Origin of the sequence: Spartinivicinus poritis (assembly GCF_028858535.1) — a bacterium.
Lineage (GTDB): Bacteria > Pseudomonadota > Gammaproteobacteria > Pseudomonadales > Zooshikellaceae > Spartinivicinus > Spartinivicinus poritis.
Genome location: NZ_JAPMOU010000001.1, coordinates 57,541 through 74,730 on the forward strand (window position 1 = coordinate 57,541; position 17,190 = coordinate 74,730).

The 17,190-nt window shown below is 42.1% G+C and carries 15 protein-coding genes; 5 read left to right on the top strand and 10 right to left on the bottom strand.

Features of this window, described 5'->3' with window-relative positions; translation table 11 throughout:
• Window position 1: 1 nt before the first annotated feature.
• The 10 genes from ORQ98_RS00290 to rpsB all read right to left on the bottom strand — a co-directional run bounded on the left by ORQ98_RS00290 (window position 2) and on the right by rpsB (window position 10,612).
• Complete coding sequence (locus ORQ98_RS00290) at window positions 2-514, bottom strand: OmpH/Skp family outer membrane protein (RefSeq protein WP_274686765.1); 513 nt, start codon at window positions 512-514, stop codon at window positions 2-4.
• Between the two features lie 214 nt (window positions 515-728).
• Entirely contained in the window at window positions 729-3,044 is a 2,316-nt protein-coding gene (gene bamA / locus ORQ98_RS00295; protein WP_274686766.1) for an outer membrane protein assembly factor BamA, read from the bottom strand.
• A gap of 83 nt (window positions 3,045-3,127) precedes the next feature.
• Window positions 3,128-4,495 carry a sigma E protease regulator RseP gene (gene rseP / locus ORQ98_RS00300; RefSeq protein ID WP_274686767.1) on the bottom strand — a complete coding sequence of 456 codons (1,368 nt, stop codon included), beginning with the start codon at window positions 4,493-4,495 and terminating at the stop codon, window positions 3,128-3,130.
• Window position 4,496: 1 nt separating this feature from the next.
• The gene (gene ispC, locus ORQ98_RS00305) at window positions 4,497-5,675 is read right to left on the bottom strand and encodes a 1-deoxy-D-xylulose-5-phosphate reductoisomerase (protein WP_274686768.1); all 1,179 of its coding nucleotides are present in this window, start codon (window positions 5,673-5,675) and stop codon (window positions 4,497-4,499) included.
• 18 nt (window positions 5,676-5,693) lie between these two features.
• Entirely contained in the window at window positions 5,694-6,494 is an 801-nt protein-coding gene (locus tag ORQ98_RS00310; RefSeq protein ID WP_274686769.1) for a phosphatidate cytidylyltransferase, read from the bottom strand.
• A complete protein-coding gene (uppS, locus tag ORQ98_RS00315) occupies window positions 6,476-7,258 on the bottom strand; it encodes a polyprenyl diphosphate synthase (protein ID WP_274686770.1) in 783 nt (260 codons plus the stop codon). The genes ORQ98_RS00310 and uppS overlap by 19 nt, the downstream gene beginning before the upstream one ends.
• Window positions 7,259-7,480: 222 nt before the next feature.
• Window positions 7,481-8,038 carry a ribosome recycling factor gene (gene frr / locus ORQ98_RS00320; RefSeq protein ID WP_274686771.1) on the bottom strand — a complete coding sequence of 186 codons (558 nt, stop codon included), beginning with the start codon at window positions 8,036-8,038 and terminating at the stop codon, window positions 7,481-7,483.
• A complete protein-coding gene (gene pyrH / locus ORQ98_RS00325; protein ID WP_274686772.1) occupies window positions 8,031-8,771 on the bottom strand; it encodes a UMP kinase in 741 nt (246 codons plus the stop codon). Before pyrH ends, frr begins: the two co-directional genes overlap by 8 nt.
• A 70-nt stretch (window positions 8,772-8,841) precedes the next feature.
• Window positions 8,842-9,708, bottom strand: a complete 867-nt coding sequence (gene tsf / locus ORQ98_RS00330; protein ID WP_274686773.1) for a translation elongation factor Ts — start codon at window positions 9,706-9,708, stop codon at window positions 8,842-8,844.
• 136 nt (window positions 9,709-9,844) lie between these two features.
• Window positions 9,845-10,612 carry a 30S ribosomal protein S2 gene (gene rpsB / locus ORQ98_RS00335; protein WP_274686774.1) on the bottom strand — a complete coding sequence of 256 codons (768 nt, stop codon included), beginning with the start codon at window positions 10,610-10,612 and terminating at the stop codon, window positions 9,845-9,847.
• A 567-nt stretch (window positions 10,613-11,179) separates the two neighbouring features.
• Between rpsB and map the strand changes: the two genes are divergently transcribed.
• The 5 genes from map to ORQ98_RS00360 all read left to right on the top strand — a co-directional run bounded on the left by map (window position 11,180) and on the right by ORQ98_RS00360 (window position 17,118).
• The gene (map, locus tag ORQ98_RS00340; RefSeq protein ID WP_274686775.1) at window positions 11,180-11,953 is read left to right on the top strand and encodes a type I methionyl aminopeptidase; all 774 of its coding nucleotides are present in this window, start codon (window positions 11,180-11,182) and stop codon (window positions 11,951-11,953) included.
• A gap of 48 nt (window positions 11,954-12,001) precedes the next feature.
• Entirely contained in the window at window positions 12,002-14,734 is a 2,733-nt protein-coding gene (locus ORQ98_RS00345; protein ID WP_274686776.1) for a [protein-PII] uridylyltransferase, read from the top strand.
• A 19-nt stretch (window positions 14,735-14,753) separates the two neighbouring features.
• Window positions 14,754-15,098 (top strand): ArsC family reductase, encoded by a 345-nt coding sequence (locus tag ORQ98_RS00350; RefSeq protein WP_274686777.1) that lies wholly within the window; start codon window positions 14,754-14,756, stop codon window positions 15,096-15,098.
• Window positions 15,099-15,149: 51 nt separating this feature from the next.
• Complete coding sequence (gene dapD, locus ORQ98_RS00355; RefSeq protein ID WP_274686778.1) at window positions 15,150-16,187, top strand: 2,3,4,5-tetrahydropyridine-2,6-dicarboxylate N-succinyltransferase; 1,038 nt, start codon at window positions 15,150-15,152, stop codon at window positions 16,185-16,187.
• Between the two features lie 379 nt (window positions 16,188-16,566).
• Entirely contained in the window at window positions 16,567-17,118 is a 552-nt protein-coding gene (locus tag ORQ98_RS00360; protein WP_274686779.1) for a TFIIB-type zinc ribbon-containing protein, read from the top strand.
• The last annotated feature ends 72 nt before the right edge of the window (window positions 17,119-17,190 follow it).

The following is a 17,190-nucleotide window of genomic DNA, read 5'->3' on the forward strand; positions in this document are numbered from 1 at the left end:
ATTAACGGTAGGTATTAAGTTTCTGGATTACTTTGAGAGTTATATCATGTTTTGGGTTAATATAGAATGCTGTCGCACGATTTAAAACAAGATCATAGCCATTTGCTTTTGCCACTTCTGTAATTGCTTTGTCCAACTTTGGCTTTAGCTTTTTAAACTGCTCACGATCCGCTTTATTTTTTTCAGCCTGAAACTCTTTAGTCTGAATCTGATAGTCTTCAGCTTTCCGCTTTAGCTCAAGCTGTAATTTGCCACGCTCAGTATTACTCATAGCAGCAGCATCTTTCTTCAGTTTGGTGTTAATGCGTTTAGCATCAGCCTCCAGCCTTTTCAAGTTGTTAACTTTACCACTAAACTTACTTTCCAGTTGTTTTAAGTATTTTTTAGCAGCATCTGACTGATTAAGTGCTTTTTGATAGTCAACCACAGCTACTTTAACTTCAGCCATAGTAACAGGTGCTAATGAAGCAAATACAAACCCGGCAAACACCATTCCGATTAGTTTTTTGACCAAAACTTTTTCTCCTACGTTGTAAACCAAATAGCCTAACCTGAATATTTTGTAGCTATTTACCCTCTCTGGATAATCAAGCTCACTGATGGTTTACCAGCTTCTTTGGTAGTAATTTTTTGCAACCTGCTGTCTGATGCACTTACCTAAAGTGGTTGCAAAATATTACCAAAGAGGCCAATAAAACCTCTAGTGTCTAAGTTAAGTCGCTTTCAGGTTAAAATGACTGTCCCAGCGCAAATTGAAAGACTTCGGTTTCATCACTTGAATCGGCATTCAGGCCTTTTGCCAAGCTAAATGTCAAAGGTCCCAAGCCTGTTATCCAGGTGACACCAAAGCCTACTGAATAACGTAATTCACCAAAGTCTGCATTACTGCAGTTCTTTTCGTCATCACCGCAGTCACTATCGAAGACATTACCGGCATCCAGAAATACAGCACTACGCACAGAACGTTGATCTTTTATAAATGGCATAGGGAAGATAACTTCTGCAGTTCCTTCAACCAAAATATTGCCACCTATTGGATCATCGTCATTATTATCCTTGCGCACAGCTCTGGGGCCAAGTGTATTGTTCTTGAAACCGCGCACAGAACCAAAACCACCCGCATAATAATTCTCATAAAATGGCAGCTCGGAAGTACCGCCAAAGCTATCGCCATAACCTAAATTGGTTTTTAAGTGTAGTGTCAGCTTTTCACTGATTGGCGTAAAGATTTGACCAGTATAGTTGAGCTTATAAAACTTCAAGTCACTCCCTGGTAATGCCAGCTCTAACCCTATAGATTGAGAATGACCATCTGTTGCTAAAATCCCGCGGTTTAAGGTAGATTCATTCCAACCAATATTAAACTTGTAGTTTAAAAAGCTGTCACCTTCCTTATCTATAAAATCAACAATTTGTTGCGCAGTATTTGAGCCTGTACTGACATCAGTATTATCCAAACCGAAGCCAAAGCTTAGCCGCTCAGTTTCTGAAATTGGATAGCCAAAGGTTACATCGCCACCCCACACATCTGTTGAATAATTGGAAATATCGGCTTCTTCAAAGTCAGTAGTCCGATAGAAAACATTAAAGCCACGGCTTACGCCATCAACCGTATAGTAGGGATCAATAAAACCAAAGCGGTAAAGCGTACGCACCTTACTGGTATTTAAGCCAAGGTTGACCTTATTTCCCGTTCCCAGAAAGTTACTTTGACTGATATTACCACCCAAAATTAAGCCACTACCTTGAGAAAAACCTAATGTAGCCTGAACACTACCAGAAGGCTGCTCTTCAACTGCATAATTAACATCTATTTGATCCGTGGTACCTGGCACAGCAGGGGTTTCAACATTCACTTGCTTAAAGTAACCCAACCGCTCTAAACGAGTACGAGATTGCTCGATTTTGTCAGTTGATGCCCAAGCACCCTCCATTTGCCGCATTTCTCGACGCAGCACTTCATCCTCTGTTTTAGTATTACCAACAAAGTTAATTCTACGCACATAGGTACGCTTACCAGGGTCAACAAAAAACGTAATCGATACTGTATTATTGTCATGGGGCTGTGGAATAGTATTCACATTGGCAAAGGTATAACCCTCATTACCAAGCCTTTGCAAAATTTGCTCTTCTGTTTTAGTAAGCTCTTTACGAGAAAAAGTTTGTCCTTCCTTAACACCTACCAAAGCTTTCATTTCTGTTTCAGGTACAACTAGGTCACCTGCCAGCTTGACATCTTTGATAGTAAACTTATTTCCTTCATTAACATTAACAGTAATGTAAACCTTCTCTTTATCAGGTGAAATAGAAACCTGAGTTGAGGCAATATTAAAGTTTACATACCCCCTATCAAAATAGTATGAGCGCAATCGCTCTAAGTCACCTGATAGTTTTTCACGGGAGTATTTATCATCATTACTGTAAAACGAGAACATACCTGAAGGCTGAAGTTCAAATAGTTCCAACAGATCACCAGTAGGAAAGACTTTATTCCCAACAATATTAATATGCTTAATTTTAGCAACAGCGCCTTCTTTAATATTGATCTTCAAAGCAACCCTATTACGTGGTAAAGGCTCAACGTCAGTATTAACCTTCACACCATAACGGCCTTGACCAACATACTGTCGCTCTAGCTCTAGCCTGACCGCTTCCAGGGTAGCTTTTTGAAAAATCTCACCTTGTGACAACCCAGCTTGTTTCAAGCCTTCAAGCAGCTTCTTAGTTTCAATGGCTTTGTTTCCATCAATATCAATTGAACTAATAGCCGGTCGCTCAACAACACTGATCACTAAAATATTACCATCTCGGGATAAGCGGATATCCTGAAAATAGCCTGTTTTAAATAGTGCTCGCGTCGTTTCAACAACGGTTTGATCATCAACCTCATCACCAGCACCTACTGGTATTGAGTTAAATACGGTACCTGCAGAAACCCTCTGCAGGCCGTTTATTCTTATATCAGATACAACAAAAGTATCTGCAAGGGCGACATAGGGTATTGCTGCACACCCAACTAACAAAGACAACAAATAACGTTTCATGAAATCAGTTCTTCCAGGGTCGGCAAGACATTGAAAGAAAATAGAAGCTTTTTCCAACAAGTGAAAAAAAGATTCCCCCAAACTTACAGACGGCTTAAGTCATTATAAAAAGCTAAAAACATCATAGCGATAACCAGGCTGAGTCCTATCTGTAATCCAATTACTTGTGCTTTTTCTGAGACAGGACTTCCTTTTACCCATTCGACAAAATAAAACAACAAATGTCCACCATCAAGCACAGGAACAGGCAACAAGTTAATTACACCCAAACTGATGCTAACAAGCGCTAAAAAGTTCAAAAAACTTTCCAGGCCTAATTTTGCCGAATTGCTCGCCACTTTAGCAATGGTTATTGGACCACTCAAGTTTTTAACTGAGACATCGCCCAGCACCATCTTTTTGATGGACGTCACAGTCAAGGTTATCATTGACCACGTTTTATCCAGCCCACCAAAAAAGGCTTTAACTGGTGAGTATTTAACTGTTCTAATTAAACTAGTTGCAGTATTTATAAGCTGAGGACTTATACCAGCAAAACCTATTTTTTCATCACCTTGTTGCTTAAACTCGGGACGTAAATTAATAATTTGTGTTTCGTCTTTTCTTAAAACACGTAGTGCAATATTTTTCTCTGGATTATTTTTTATTTGCTCTACCAGCTCTCGCCAATCATTAATTTGTTGATCGTTAACGGCTAGAATTTTATCGCCTGATTGCAAACCTGCTTTTTCTGCTCGCCCCCCCGGCACTAGTTGGTCTACAACTGCTGGTATAGGCTGTGCGTAGGGTGTTATTCCCAGGCTAGAAACAGGGTTTGGCTGCTCTTGACCTGACAACCAGTCTGTAATTGAAATCGTCTTAGTAATACTGGCTGACGACTGGGTGCCAGACACCTCATGCTGTTTCAACTGAATGTTAAGCTCAGTGGTATCTCCAATATAACGTAATAGCTCGATATTGAAGTCATACCAAGTTGGAGTAGGCTCATTATTAACACTAACAACCTCGTAGCCACTCTCAATACCTGCCAGCTGAGCTGGGCTGTTATCAGTAATTTTTCCAGTAACAGGAACCAGGCTTTGAAAGCCCAGCATTAACATAATCCAAAAAGCAACAACCGCTAATAAAAAGTTAGCTAATGGTCCAGCTAGAATAATTGCTATTCGCTGGCTAACAGGTTTACGGTTAAACGCATACTGGAGCTGATCAGGAGGGACTGGACCTTCCTTTTCATCCAGCATCTTGACATAGCCTCCCAAAGGAAAGGCCGCAATAGCAAACTCCGTCCCATGGCGGTCATACCATGAAATGAGCGGTTTTCCAAAACCAAACGAAAATCGATGGACCTTTACTCCACAGCGTCTTGCTACCCAGAAATGACCATACTCATGAAAAGTAACTAAAATTCCTAGAGTGACAATAAAAGCTAATACTGACTGTAAAAACTCCATTTTATAAACCCACTTGATTTATCAATGTCATGGCTAGTTCACGCGCTTTGCCATCAGCAACCAAAACATTTTCGAGTTCAAATGAAGGCTGCACTTCTAACCGAGTAAGCACTGTCTCATTAATAAGTGGAATGTCGATAAAGCGAATAGTTCCAGCCAAAAACGCAGCCACAGCCACTTCATTAGCGGCATTTAAGATAGCTGGCGCTGTTCCACCCGCCTCTGCCGCCTCACGAGCCAGCTTCAAACAAGGAAATCGCTGCTCATCTGGAGGGTAAAAATCAAGCTGGGCTATATCAGCTAAATTGAGAGGCTTAACCTCCGTTGACATTCGAGCTGGCCAGGCAAGGGCATGGGCAATGGGGGTACACATGTCAGGATTACCCATTTGAGCTAATACTGAGCCATCAATGTAGTCAACCATTGAGTGAATAATACTTTGTGGGTGGATTACCACATCAACCCACTCAGGCTTGATAGCAAATAAGTGACAGGCCTCTATTAACTCCAAGCCTTTATTCATCATCGAAGCTGAATCAACAGAGATTTTCTGTCCCATTGACCAGTTGGGGTGAGCACAAGCTTGCTCAGGGGTCACTTCTGTTAATTGAGCTTGGCTAAACTTTCGGAAAGGCCCACCTGAAGCTGTTAAAACAACTCTCCTAACACCTGCGTCTGGTAGCGACTGAAAGCAGTGGGGGAGACACTGAAAAATAGCATTATGCTCACTATCAATAGGCAACAAAGTAGCTTTATGTACTTTAACTGCATTCATAAATAGCTCACCAGCCATTACGAGGCTTTCTTTATTGGCCAGTAAGACTTTCTTCCCCGTCTTAACTGCTGCTAAGGTAGGCAATAAGCCAGCGGCACCCATAATAGCTGCCATCACCACATCAACCTGCGGGTCCTCTGCCACTGCTGCCAAAGCAGCCTTGCCAGCTAGTACTTCTGTCGAGGAACCTGCTGATCTGAGCCGCTCAGCTAATTGATCTGCAGCAGCCTCATTAACCAGTACTGCATACTTTGGTGCAAACTGCATGCATTGTTGAAACAGCTTTTCAACTTGCTGATTAGCTGCTAGTGCAAATACCTGGTATTTATCAGAATGCGCTTTAATAACAGCTAACGTGCTACAACCGATGGAACCGGTACTGCCTAAAATGGTGATTTGCTGCACTATTTTACCACCCTGTTATCAAAGCCCTGTTACCAATAGCGAAATACAAAAAACCGGGATGGCTGCAGTTAAACTATCAATACGATCCATTACCCCACCATGCCCAGGCAGCAAATTACTGCTATCTTTAACGCCTCGCTCACGCTTAAACATACTTTCCAGTAAGTCACCCAGCACTGACACAGTAACAATTAACCATGCAAATAACACCATTACCATTAATTGAGCGAAGCTTTTCTGCTGTACCACCCCAGCACCAATAGCCACCAAAGTCGTCACTGCTATCGCTCCATATACTCCTTCCCAACTTTTACCAGGACTCACTTTTGCTGCTAGCTTATGCTTGCCAAATCGCTTACCAAAGAAGTAAGCACCAATGTCAGCCCCCCAAATCAAAGCAAACAGATAAACAATTAGCCATGAACTATTTTCTGCTTCTTTCAGCCACACCAAACAGTTCCAGGCAGGCACCAGCACCATCAACCCCACAATCAGCTTAAGGCTTCTATGCCGCCAGAAAATAGCTGACCCTGGATAAGTTAACACCAGCATCAATGCTGCCAACCATATTAAAACAGCTAAGACTAATATCATTTGGAGAGGCAAATACTGCGAGCCGAACAACGCTAACACAAGACCTGCAACATAAGCCAAGCGAGCAGGTGGTTGGGTTAATCCTGCTAAATTTGCCCATTCCCAGCCAGCTAACAGCACAATACCACCAACAAATAAGCTAAAGAAAAAAGGCGAAAGGGCAAATACTCCCAGCAGTGCAAGTGGTATCAAAATAACCGCTGTTATTATTCTTTGTTTAAGCACTGAGCAGCCTCCACTTGTTCACTCGTTTGGCCAAACCGGCGCTGCCGGGAACTGTAATCTAGTAATGCTTGGTGAAAGGCCGCTTTATTAAAGTCAGGCCATAACGTATCCGTAAAATACAACTCAGCATACGCTAGCTGCCATAACAAAAAATTGCTGATTCGGTGTACACCACTGGTTCGAATGCATAAGTCAGGGACGGGTATACCAGCTGTCGACAGATTACTATCAATTTGTTCTGTGGTAATTTCATCTACTGTCAGCTCTCCCTGCTTAACCTGGCTAGCCAATCGCTTACAAGCCTCCTGCATATCCCACTGGCCACCATAATTGGCTGCAATTACTAAAGTAAACTCACTGAATTCAGCTGTTATCTGCTCTGTTTCTCTAATATGTTGCTGAATTGTGTCACTAAAAGCACTGATATCACCGATCACTTTTAAGCGAATTTTATTTTTTTTCAGCCGCTTGGTCTCCCGCTTAAGTGCATGAAGAAATAACTCCATTAATGCACTCACTTCATCTTTAGGGCGACGCCAGTTTTCACTACTAAAGGCGAATAGGGTTAATACCTCTATGTTGTAGTCGCGGCAAGCTTCCACTATATTTCGTGCAGCTTTCAGCCCAGCACGATGTCCTGCAATACTTGGCAGTTTACGTTGTTTGGCCCAACGGTTATTGCCATCCATAATAACAGCAACATGGCGTGGGGAGTTGATGGTTGAAGCCTCATTAAGCTTGGGTGACGTGTCTATCGCTGACATGAATCCTGAATCTATATGCCTCATTCATTGAATGCGAAACAATACCGCTAAATCCATAGGATGCAAGGCTTTTTATCTGATTTTTATCATAAGGAGCGGCTCAATCAACAAAGTGCTAGCGCTTTATCCTATCAAGAAAGGTACTGCACTACTTGCTGTCAGCCCAATAAGAATAAAGGTGCTATCAATTTATTGAGCTTCTGACAGCACCTGGCATTAATGCTAAATTTCCATTAGCTCAGCTTCTTTGACCTGTAGCGCTTTATCAACCTCAGCTACATACTGATCAGTTATTTTTTGGACCTCATCATGCGCTTTGCGCTCTTCATCTTCACTGATTTCCTTGTCTTTCAGCAGCGACTTCAGTTCACTGATCGCGTCCCGACGAATATTACGCACAGCAACACGAGCACCTTCTGCCTCTGATTTAGCTTGCTTAATATAGTTTTTACGCGTTTCTTCAGTTAAAGGCGGTAATGGAATCCGTATTACATCACCTGCCGTGTTAGGATTCAAACCCAGATCAGACTTCAGAATAGCTTTTTCAATATCAGGTACTAACTGCTTTTCCCAAGGGCTAACTGACAAAGTACGACCATCTTCTACTGATATATTAGCCACTTGGTTTAATGGTGTATCCGCACCATAGTATGAAACTACAACGCTATCCAGCAAACTAGGGTGTGCTCTGCCAGTACGAATTTTGGCAAATGCAACATCCAAAGACTCTACGCTTTTTTTCATCCGAGTCTTAGCATCGGATTTAATTTCATTAATCATTTTCACCCCCAGCAATTAATGTTCCGTCATTGCCACCCACAACAATATTTAACAGGGCGCCGGTTTTATTCATATTAAACACACGAACAGGCATGTGATGGTCTCGCACCAGACAAATCGCAGTTAAGTCCATAACCCCTAATTTACGAATCAACACTTCGTCATAACTTAGCACTGAAAACTTTTCTGCATCAGGGTTTTTGACTGGATCATCAGTGAACACGCCATCTACTTTTGTGGCTTTCAATACCAAATCCGCTTCAACTTCAATCCCTCGTAAGCAGGCTGCAGAGTCAGTAGTGAAAAATGGATTACCTGTACCTGCAGAAAAGATAACAACATCGCCACCATTTAGATATCGCTGAGCTTTTCGGCGATCATAGTGCTCAACCACGCCACTCATTGGAATAGCCGACATAACTCGGGTATTAATATTCGAGCGTTCTAAGCTATCTCGCATTGCCAATGCATTCATCACGGTGGCCAGCATTCCCATGTGATCACCTGTCACACGATCCATACCTGCAGCATGTAACGATGCACCACGAAACAGGTTACCACCACCTACAACTATCCCCACTTGAACCCCGATACCTACTAACTGGCCAATTTCAAGCGCTATTCGATCGAGCACCTTTGGGTCAATACCAAAGTCCTCATCCCCCATTAGGGCTTCACCGCTTAGTTTTAGCAAGATACGTTTGTATTTTGGTTGTCGGTCACTAATAGGCATCAGTTCACCTGTTCTTAATAAAGTCTGCTCTCAAAAAAATGGCCTGCTTAGCAGGCCATTGGTAAGATTACTACTTATTAAGTCCTGCCTGGGCAGCTACTTCAGCAGCAAAATCAACTTCTTCTTTTTCAATCCCTTCACCCACTTCATAGCGTTTAAAACCTAGCACTTTTGCACCGGCTTTTTTCGCTAAAGCGCCAATTTTTACATCAGGATCTTTAACAAAAGGCTGCTCTACTAGACTGTTTTCTGCCAAGAACTTATTTATGCGGCCGCTGATCATTTTCTCAATAATATCATCTGGCTTGCCTGAATCTTTAGCTTGAGCAATGAAAATTTCTTTTTCTTTCGCTACTACGTCTTCAGGCATATCTTCTTTGTTAACCACTTGCGGGTTAACTGCAGCCACATGCATAGCAACATCTTTAGCCAGCTCAACATCACCACCATCTAGAGCAACCAATACACCAATGCGCTTGTTACCGTGTACATAGCTGCCAACCACTGGCGCTTCAACTAGCTCAAGGCGACGCACACCAATGTTTTCACCAATTTTTTGCACTAACGCTAAACGAGCAGTTTCTAGCTCACCTTCCATCAACTTGGCTACATCTGTTTGCTTGTCAGCAAATGCTTTATCTAAAACAGTGTTCACGAAGTTAAGGAAATTATCATCGCGGGCAACGAAGTCAGTTTCACTGTTCACTTCAAGTAGCAAACCATAGCTAGCATCATCAGCTACTTTAACTGCTACAACACCTTCTGCCGCAGTACGACCGGCTTTTTTCGCAGCTTTTGCCTGACCTGACTTACGCAGCTCTTCTATTGCTTTTTCAATATCGCCTTCTGCTTGAACCAGTGCTTTTTTACACTCCATCATGCCCAAGCCAGTGCGCTCACGTAACTCTTTTACCAATGCGGCGGTAATTGCTGCCATGAATCTATCCTCTTAATTCAGTTAGAGTGCAATTCACCCAAAAGTATAATTAACTTAAAATTCGAAAAAGGGGGCCTTGCCCCCTTTGCTGTATACGATGAAGGCAGAACTGCCTGATCATGAATACGTTTGTAGACTAGCCTTCTGCGGCTTCTTTCGTTTCAGGCTGCTCAGGTGCTTCTTCTGCAACTTCAACAAACTCATCTGCCTGGCCTAGGTCTGCAGAAGCACGACCTTCTACTGTTGCTTCAGCAACTGACTTCACATAAAGCTGGATTGCGCGAATCGCATCATCATTACCAGGAATTACGTAGTCCACACCATCTGGATTGCTGTTGGTATCAACAATACCAATCACTGGAATACCTAGCTTGTTAGCTTCAGTGACAGCAATACGCTCGTGATCAACATCAACAACAAATATTGCATCTGGTAAACCACCCATATCTTTGATACCGCCTAAGCTGCGCTCTAATTTATCCAGCTCACGGGTACGCATTAAGGCTTCTTTTTTAGTCAGCTTTTCAAACGTACCGTCTTGCTTTTGAGCTTCTAGATCACGCAGGCGACGAATTGACTGACGGATAGTTTTGTAGTTGGTTAACATACCACCTAACCAGCGGTGGTCAACATAAGGCATACCAGAGCGCTTAGCTTCTTCGCGAATCACTTTGCTCGCAGCACGCTTGGTACCAACAAATAAAATTTTCTTTTTGTTTTCAGCCATCCTTTTAATGATACCTAAGGCACCATTGAAAGCTGGCAAGGTGTGTTCAAGGTTAATGATATGAATCTTGTTGCGCGCCCCATAAATGTACTTGGACATTTTAGGGTTCCAGTAACGAGTCTGGTGACCAAAATGTACACCAGCCTTCAGCATTTCACGCATTGAAACTTTAGCCATGTTATTTCTCCAACATCGGGTTAGGCCTCCACACACCCCACGACTCAACCTGTTTAGGCACCCAGAGTAATGGTATTGGTGTGTGTGTGTTATATCCTGCGATTTAGCAGGCGCAGCTTTATACCATAAATTATTGAAAACTAAAACCCAGCACCACATCCTAAAATGCCATGACGGTCTTGTGAGCAAGCTAAAAAGCCTTATTTATAGGGTGCAGCACAAGTTAGCTATAGACCTACTCTTATCGCCAAGCTAATTACATTTTTTGATATATTGATTACTTCCAATAGTTATTTTATACAGCCCTTATTTTTTAACTAAGCATTCAACAATAGAGGTAACAATTTATTTCATGTCAGCTTCTGATACACTAATGGGCTAGGGCCTGTTGTGGTTTACCTTCTGCATGTACAACAAAATAATTATTGTCTAATGACACTTTTAAGTAAGCCAAGGCTGCTACCGAAAACTTTACAGTAGCAAACTTCTGCCCAGCAGAGCCCTTTAGGCAAACGTCAACAGACCCTCACCCTAAGCGTTGACAAGTGACGGAGATCAATGCCTGTTATGGCTGTAAATATTAAAACCCCTGAAGAAATTGCAAAAATGCGAGTTGCTGGCCGTCTTGCAGCAGAAGTATTGGAAATGATTGGGCCTTATGTAGAGCCAGGTATTACTACAAATGAGTTAGATAGAATTTGCCATGATTACATTGTTAATCATCAACAAGCAATTCCAGCACCTTTAAACTACAATGGCTTTCCTAAATCTATTTGCACCTCAATCAATCAAGTGGTTTGCCATGGTATACCCAGTGATAAAAAAACATTAAAGAATGGCGACATCATTAATATTGATGTCACCGTTATCAAAGACGGCTACCATGGTGATACCAGCAAGATGTTTTATGTTGGTGATGTAGCAGAACATGCTAGAAAACTCTGTGTCGTTACCCAGGAATGCCTATATAAAGCTATTGAAATTCTCAAACCGGGTGCTTATTTAGGAGACATCGGTCATATCATCAGCAAACATGCTCACGCTCACCACTTTTCAGTAGTAGAAGAGTACTGCGGCCATGGTATAGGCAAAATTTTTCACGAAGAGCCGCAGGTACTTCATTACGGAAAACCTGGCACAGGGTTACAGATTCAGGAAGGGATGACTTTTACTGTTGAGCCCATGATTAATGCTGGAAAAAAATATACCAAGCTAAATAAAAAAGATGGCTGGACAGTAACCACGAAAGACGGGCGACTTTCTGCACAGTGGGAGCACACCTTAGCTATTACTACTGATGGCTGTGAAGTTCTTACCAAACGCTCTGAAGAGCCTTTTTAAACCACACCAACTGCTGGGTGGTCTTGCCGCCACCCCACAAAAAGACACATGAAGCTGGATCAATCCACACTCGACTACTGTCAGCAGTTATTTGATAAAGGTCAGTTCCGTGCCGAACTCACCTTATCCAACTCACCTATTCCTGCTTACAAAAAGTGTCTAATACAGGCACAAAGCAAGCTGGATGAAGATTTTGCAAATGGCGTTGCTATTGAAATATTGGTCCAAGCTCGCGCCTGGCTAATTGACCAAGTACTTAGTCTGGCTTGGGAGCACTGGATCGGTAATGACTGTGAGGATATCGCCTTAGTCGCCGTAGGCGGATATGGTCGAGGAGAACTACACCCTCACTCTGATATTGATTTACTGATTTTATTGGCACATGACAGTTTCGCCCCCTACCAGCAAGGCATTGAAGCCTTTATTACTCTGCTTTGGGATATACGGCTAGCTGTTGGTCATAGCGTTCGCTCCATTACTGAGTGCTGCGAACAAGCAGCTATTGATATAACCATCATGACCAACTTGCTAGAGTCACGAACACTTTGCGGCCCTAGCCAGCTTATACTGCAGCTGCTAGATAATATCCAAGCTAAACAGTACTGGCCCAGCAAAAAGTTTCTTCAAGCAAAATATGAAGAGCAACGTCAACGACACAAGAAGTTTAATGAAACTGAATACCTACTTGAGCCAAATTTAAAAAGCTCTCCTGGCGGCTTAAGAGATATTCATATGATTAGCTGGGTCAGCCGGCACCACTTTGGCATCAACAACCTGGCCCAGCTTGTTGACCAAGGATTACTTACTGACTCTGAATACCGCATTTTACGTTCAGGCAGGCAATACCTTTGGAAAGTCAGATATGGCCTTCACTTGCTGGCTAAACGGGATGAAAACCGCCTGGTATTTGACTATCAAAAACAACTTGCCCAGCAATTCGGCTATCAAGACACTCATTCCAGCCTAGCTGTTGAGCAATTTATGCAACAGTACTTTCGCACCGTCATGGCGCTTGGCGAGCTCAACGACTTACTGTTACAACACTTTGATGACTTAATTTTATCCGCAGATAAGCCTACGACCATAACAAGGCTTAATGAACGTTTTCAGATCAATAATAACTATATTGAAGTTGTTTCATACCACGTATTTAAAGAGGCGCCATCGGCACTACTTGAAGTGTTTGTGTTGATGACTCAGCACCCTGAAATACTGGGTGTAAAAGCGTCAACTATTCGCCTGATTCGAGAACATCGCTATCTTATTGATGATAGCTTTCGCTGCAACCCTCATAATACTGCTTTGTTTATCGAACTAATGAAAGCACCTTATGGGTTGACAGTTAACTTACGACGAATGATGCGCTATGGCATCTTAGGCCGATACCTACCTGCATTTGGAAAAATTACCGGCCAAATGCAACACGACTTATTTCATATCTATACGGTTGATGCACACACCCTGCTACTGATCAAGTTTCTTCGCAGCTTTCATTATCAAGAAAGTAAAACCCGCTTCCCTGTTGCCACCAAAATCATTAAAACCTTAGCTAAACCTGAACTGCTGTATATTGCTGGCCTATTTCATGACATTGCCAAAGGACGAGGTGGCGACCACTCAGAGCTGGGTGCTATTGAAGTAGAAGAGTTTTGCAAACTCCATCAACTCAACGAAGCTGACACAGCACTCGTGGTATGGCTGGTTAGATTTCATTTGCTCATGTCATCAACAGCACAGCGACAAGATTTATCCGACCCAGAAGTTATCAACCGCTTTGCCCAGCAGGTTTCGACTGCAACCAGGCTTGACTATCTATACGCGTTAACTGTTGCAGATATTAATGCCACCAACCCAAGCCTATGGAATAGCTGGCGAGCATCTTTGCTTAGACAACTCTATTCTGCTACCAAACAAGCCTTTACCCGAGGCCTGGAAAACCCTTTTGGCAAGCACGAGCAAATTCAATCAACTCAACAACAAGCGGCAGCTTTACTCACTGCTGATGGCGTCAAGCCTGACACAATTGAAAAGCTATGGGATGACCTGGGTGATGAGTACTTTTTAAGGCACACTGCAGATGAAATTACTTGGCACTGCCAGGGAATTATCAATCACAAGCAACGCAAGCCATTAATTCTGATCAAAGAAACCACCGAGCAACAAACAGAAGCCACTACTCAGATTTTTATCTACACCAAAGACCGTGAAGGCTTATTTGCCGTTTTAACTGCTGAGCTGGACAAGCTAAATCTGAATGTTCAAGATGCCCGTATCATTACGTCAAAAACAGGTTACTCTTTAGATACTTTTATAGTGCTAGAGCAAAATGGCAACCCAATCGGTCACAAGCCCTACCGCATCAAGCAAATCAAGCAACACCTGGTCAAAGCACTCATTCGTCACAATAAAAACCCTACACTCATTAACCGCCGAACACCTAGACAACTAAAGCACTTTGCCTACCCTGCCGAAGTGGTCATTAGTAACGACAATAAAAATCAGCGAACCATTATTGAGATTACCACTCCAGACCGGCCAGGCTTGATTGCCCTTATCGGCAAATTATTTGTGGACCTGAAACTCGTGATACACAATGCTAAAATTGCCACCCTGGGAGAACGAGTTGAAGATGTATTTCTTGTCACGGACTTACTGGGTAATCCAATCAAAGACGAAGAAACTTGTTTACAAATTCAGCAAACCCTTTGCCAGCACCTGGATAACCGATCACAGCAAGACTCAATCGGCAAAAATCAAAAACGCAGTTTAACCATTCAATAAGGAGTAAATAAATCAGGTCATGATTAAACTCTATGGCATTAAAAATTGTGACACAGTAAAAAAAGCTAGAAAATGGTTGGATGAACAACAAATAGCTTATGAGTTTCACGACTTTAAAACCGCAGGCATTCATCGTGATATTATTGCTCAGTGGTTAACCCAGCTAGGCCAGGATACACTGATTAATAAACGGGGAACCACTTGGCGTCGAATTCCTGAAACCCAAAAAGTTAACTTAACTGATGATAAAGCGATTACCCTGATGCTTGCCAATCCAAGTGTCATTAAGCGCCCTGTGCTAGATAAAGACGGCAACATCAATGTAGGTTTCTCTCCAGAAAGCTATAGCGAAATATTGCTATAGAGAAATGAATTACCAACCCATTTAAAAAGTTATTAAGGTGTAGTATTAACCATGGCCGACTTATTTTTCAGTATTGCACTTGGTGTAGGCAGTAAAAACCAACAAGACAACTGGCTGGAAGTTTATTATCCAGCACCACTTTACAAACCAGCTGCTGAGCTTGCCGAAGCCTTTACTTCAGCTCTTAACTACCAGCAAGGCAATCAAGCTATTGAGCTAACAAATGATGCCCTAGCTGCATTGGAATCCAACTTGGCCAAGCTCAATGCTCAAGATCAGCTAACCATTATTAAAGCCTTTCAAAGTAGCCAACGCCCGCTGGTAGCGACTTTACTTGCAACTGACGAAGCTCCACAAACAACCCCTGAAGCCTATTTAAAATTACAGCTGATTTCCCACCGTTTCGTAAAACCCCATGGTACCGATCTATCAGGAATGTTCCCGCTACTGCCTAACGTCGCTTGGACAAACCAAGGCGCCATTGATCTAGCTGAACTTCCACAACGTCAATTAGAAAGTCGATTAAAGGGCGAGTTGCTCGAAGTCAACTCCGTGGATAAATTCCCTAAAATGGCCGATTATGTAGTTCCAGCGGGAGTACGAATAGCTGACACAGCACGAGTAAGACTAGGTGCATATATTGGTGAAGGCACAACCATTATGCACGAAGGCTTTGTTAACTTTAATGCCGGTACTGAAGGCAAAAGCATGGTCGAAGGCCGGATATCAGCCGGCGTTATGGTTGCTGAGGGCAGTGACTTAGGTGGTGGCTGTAGCACGATGGGCACCTTATCTGGCGGTAATGACATCGTGATTTCCGTTGGTAAAAACTGCTTAGTTGGTGCTAATGCTGGTGTTGGTATTCCATTGGGAGATCGCTGTACGATAGAAGCAGGGCTTTATGTAACAGCAGGATCAAAAGTCAATATTTTAGACGACAATAATCAACTGGTAAAAACCATCAAGGCAAAAGACTTAGCCGGTCATTCTGACTTACTGTTCCGTCGCAATTCTCTGACTGGTGCATTAGAGTGTAAAACCAATAAGTCTGCTATTGCGTTGAATGAAGAGCTTCACTCACACAACTAATAACAGCTTCATTGGTATCAAACTAGGGTGGAGCAACTTCCACCCTATCTCCCTTAGCTGCCTCTCATCTATATCCTTCATACTAGCTATACAAGACTCATTCAGCACACTCACAACTTGTAGAGCCTACAAAACTGTATCGCGAAACAATTAAAATCTAATGTGAACTATTTTAGAAATTTTAAAATTATCTGATCAGCCTCATAAAGATAAAATCACTACCTATTTCAATTATTTAGCTTCCCACATAAGCAGTTTAATTTTAATCAGTTCACAGTCTATAAGCTTTTCATACAATTTACAGCTTAATATTGTTTAAGTAACATCCAGTTCGCGGATATGGTTTACTATTAAATTGGATTTAATCTTCTTAGCCCCTATGAAATGTACAAGTTGCAAAAAAGGAGTTCTCACTCCCACACGTTTAGATAAGCAGATCCCTTGCATGACCTGTAATAGCTGCAAAGGTAATTGGCTTTACCTGGAAGACTATCTAAGCTGGAAAGAAAAAAACCCTGAAGCTAAATTCAAAAATATAAAAACCAATATCAAGCCTAGGGCTACCACCAGTGCTTTATTGTGCCCTAAAACAAGTATTATCATGTCTAGATTTCGTATTTCCAGCAAATATGAGTATAAAATCAATCTCAGTCCAACCATAAATGGTATTTGGCTAGAGAAAGACGTCTGGGAGTTACTTAAGAAAGAAGGTCTAGCGGATAAGCTAAATCAAATTTTTACCGATCCCTGGCAGCGTAAAATTAAAAAAGAAATGTCTAAAGCCATGTTCGAGAATATGTATCAACAACAGTTTGGTGAAGACGATTACGAAGAAATCAAAAAAATAAAAGCCTGGCTAAGTAAACACCCGAAAAAAATTCATTTAATTGGTTATCTGCACTCAGACAACCCTTACTCTGCTACCAACTAGCTCAATACACACAAAATACACCTTTCAAACAGCCACTTTTAAAGGAAGTGGCTTTTTGTTATTGCATCAATA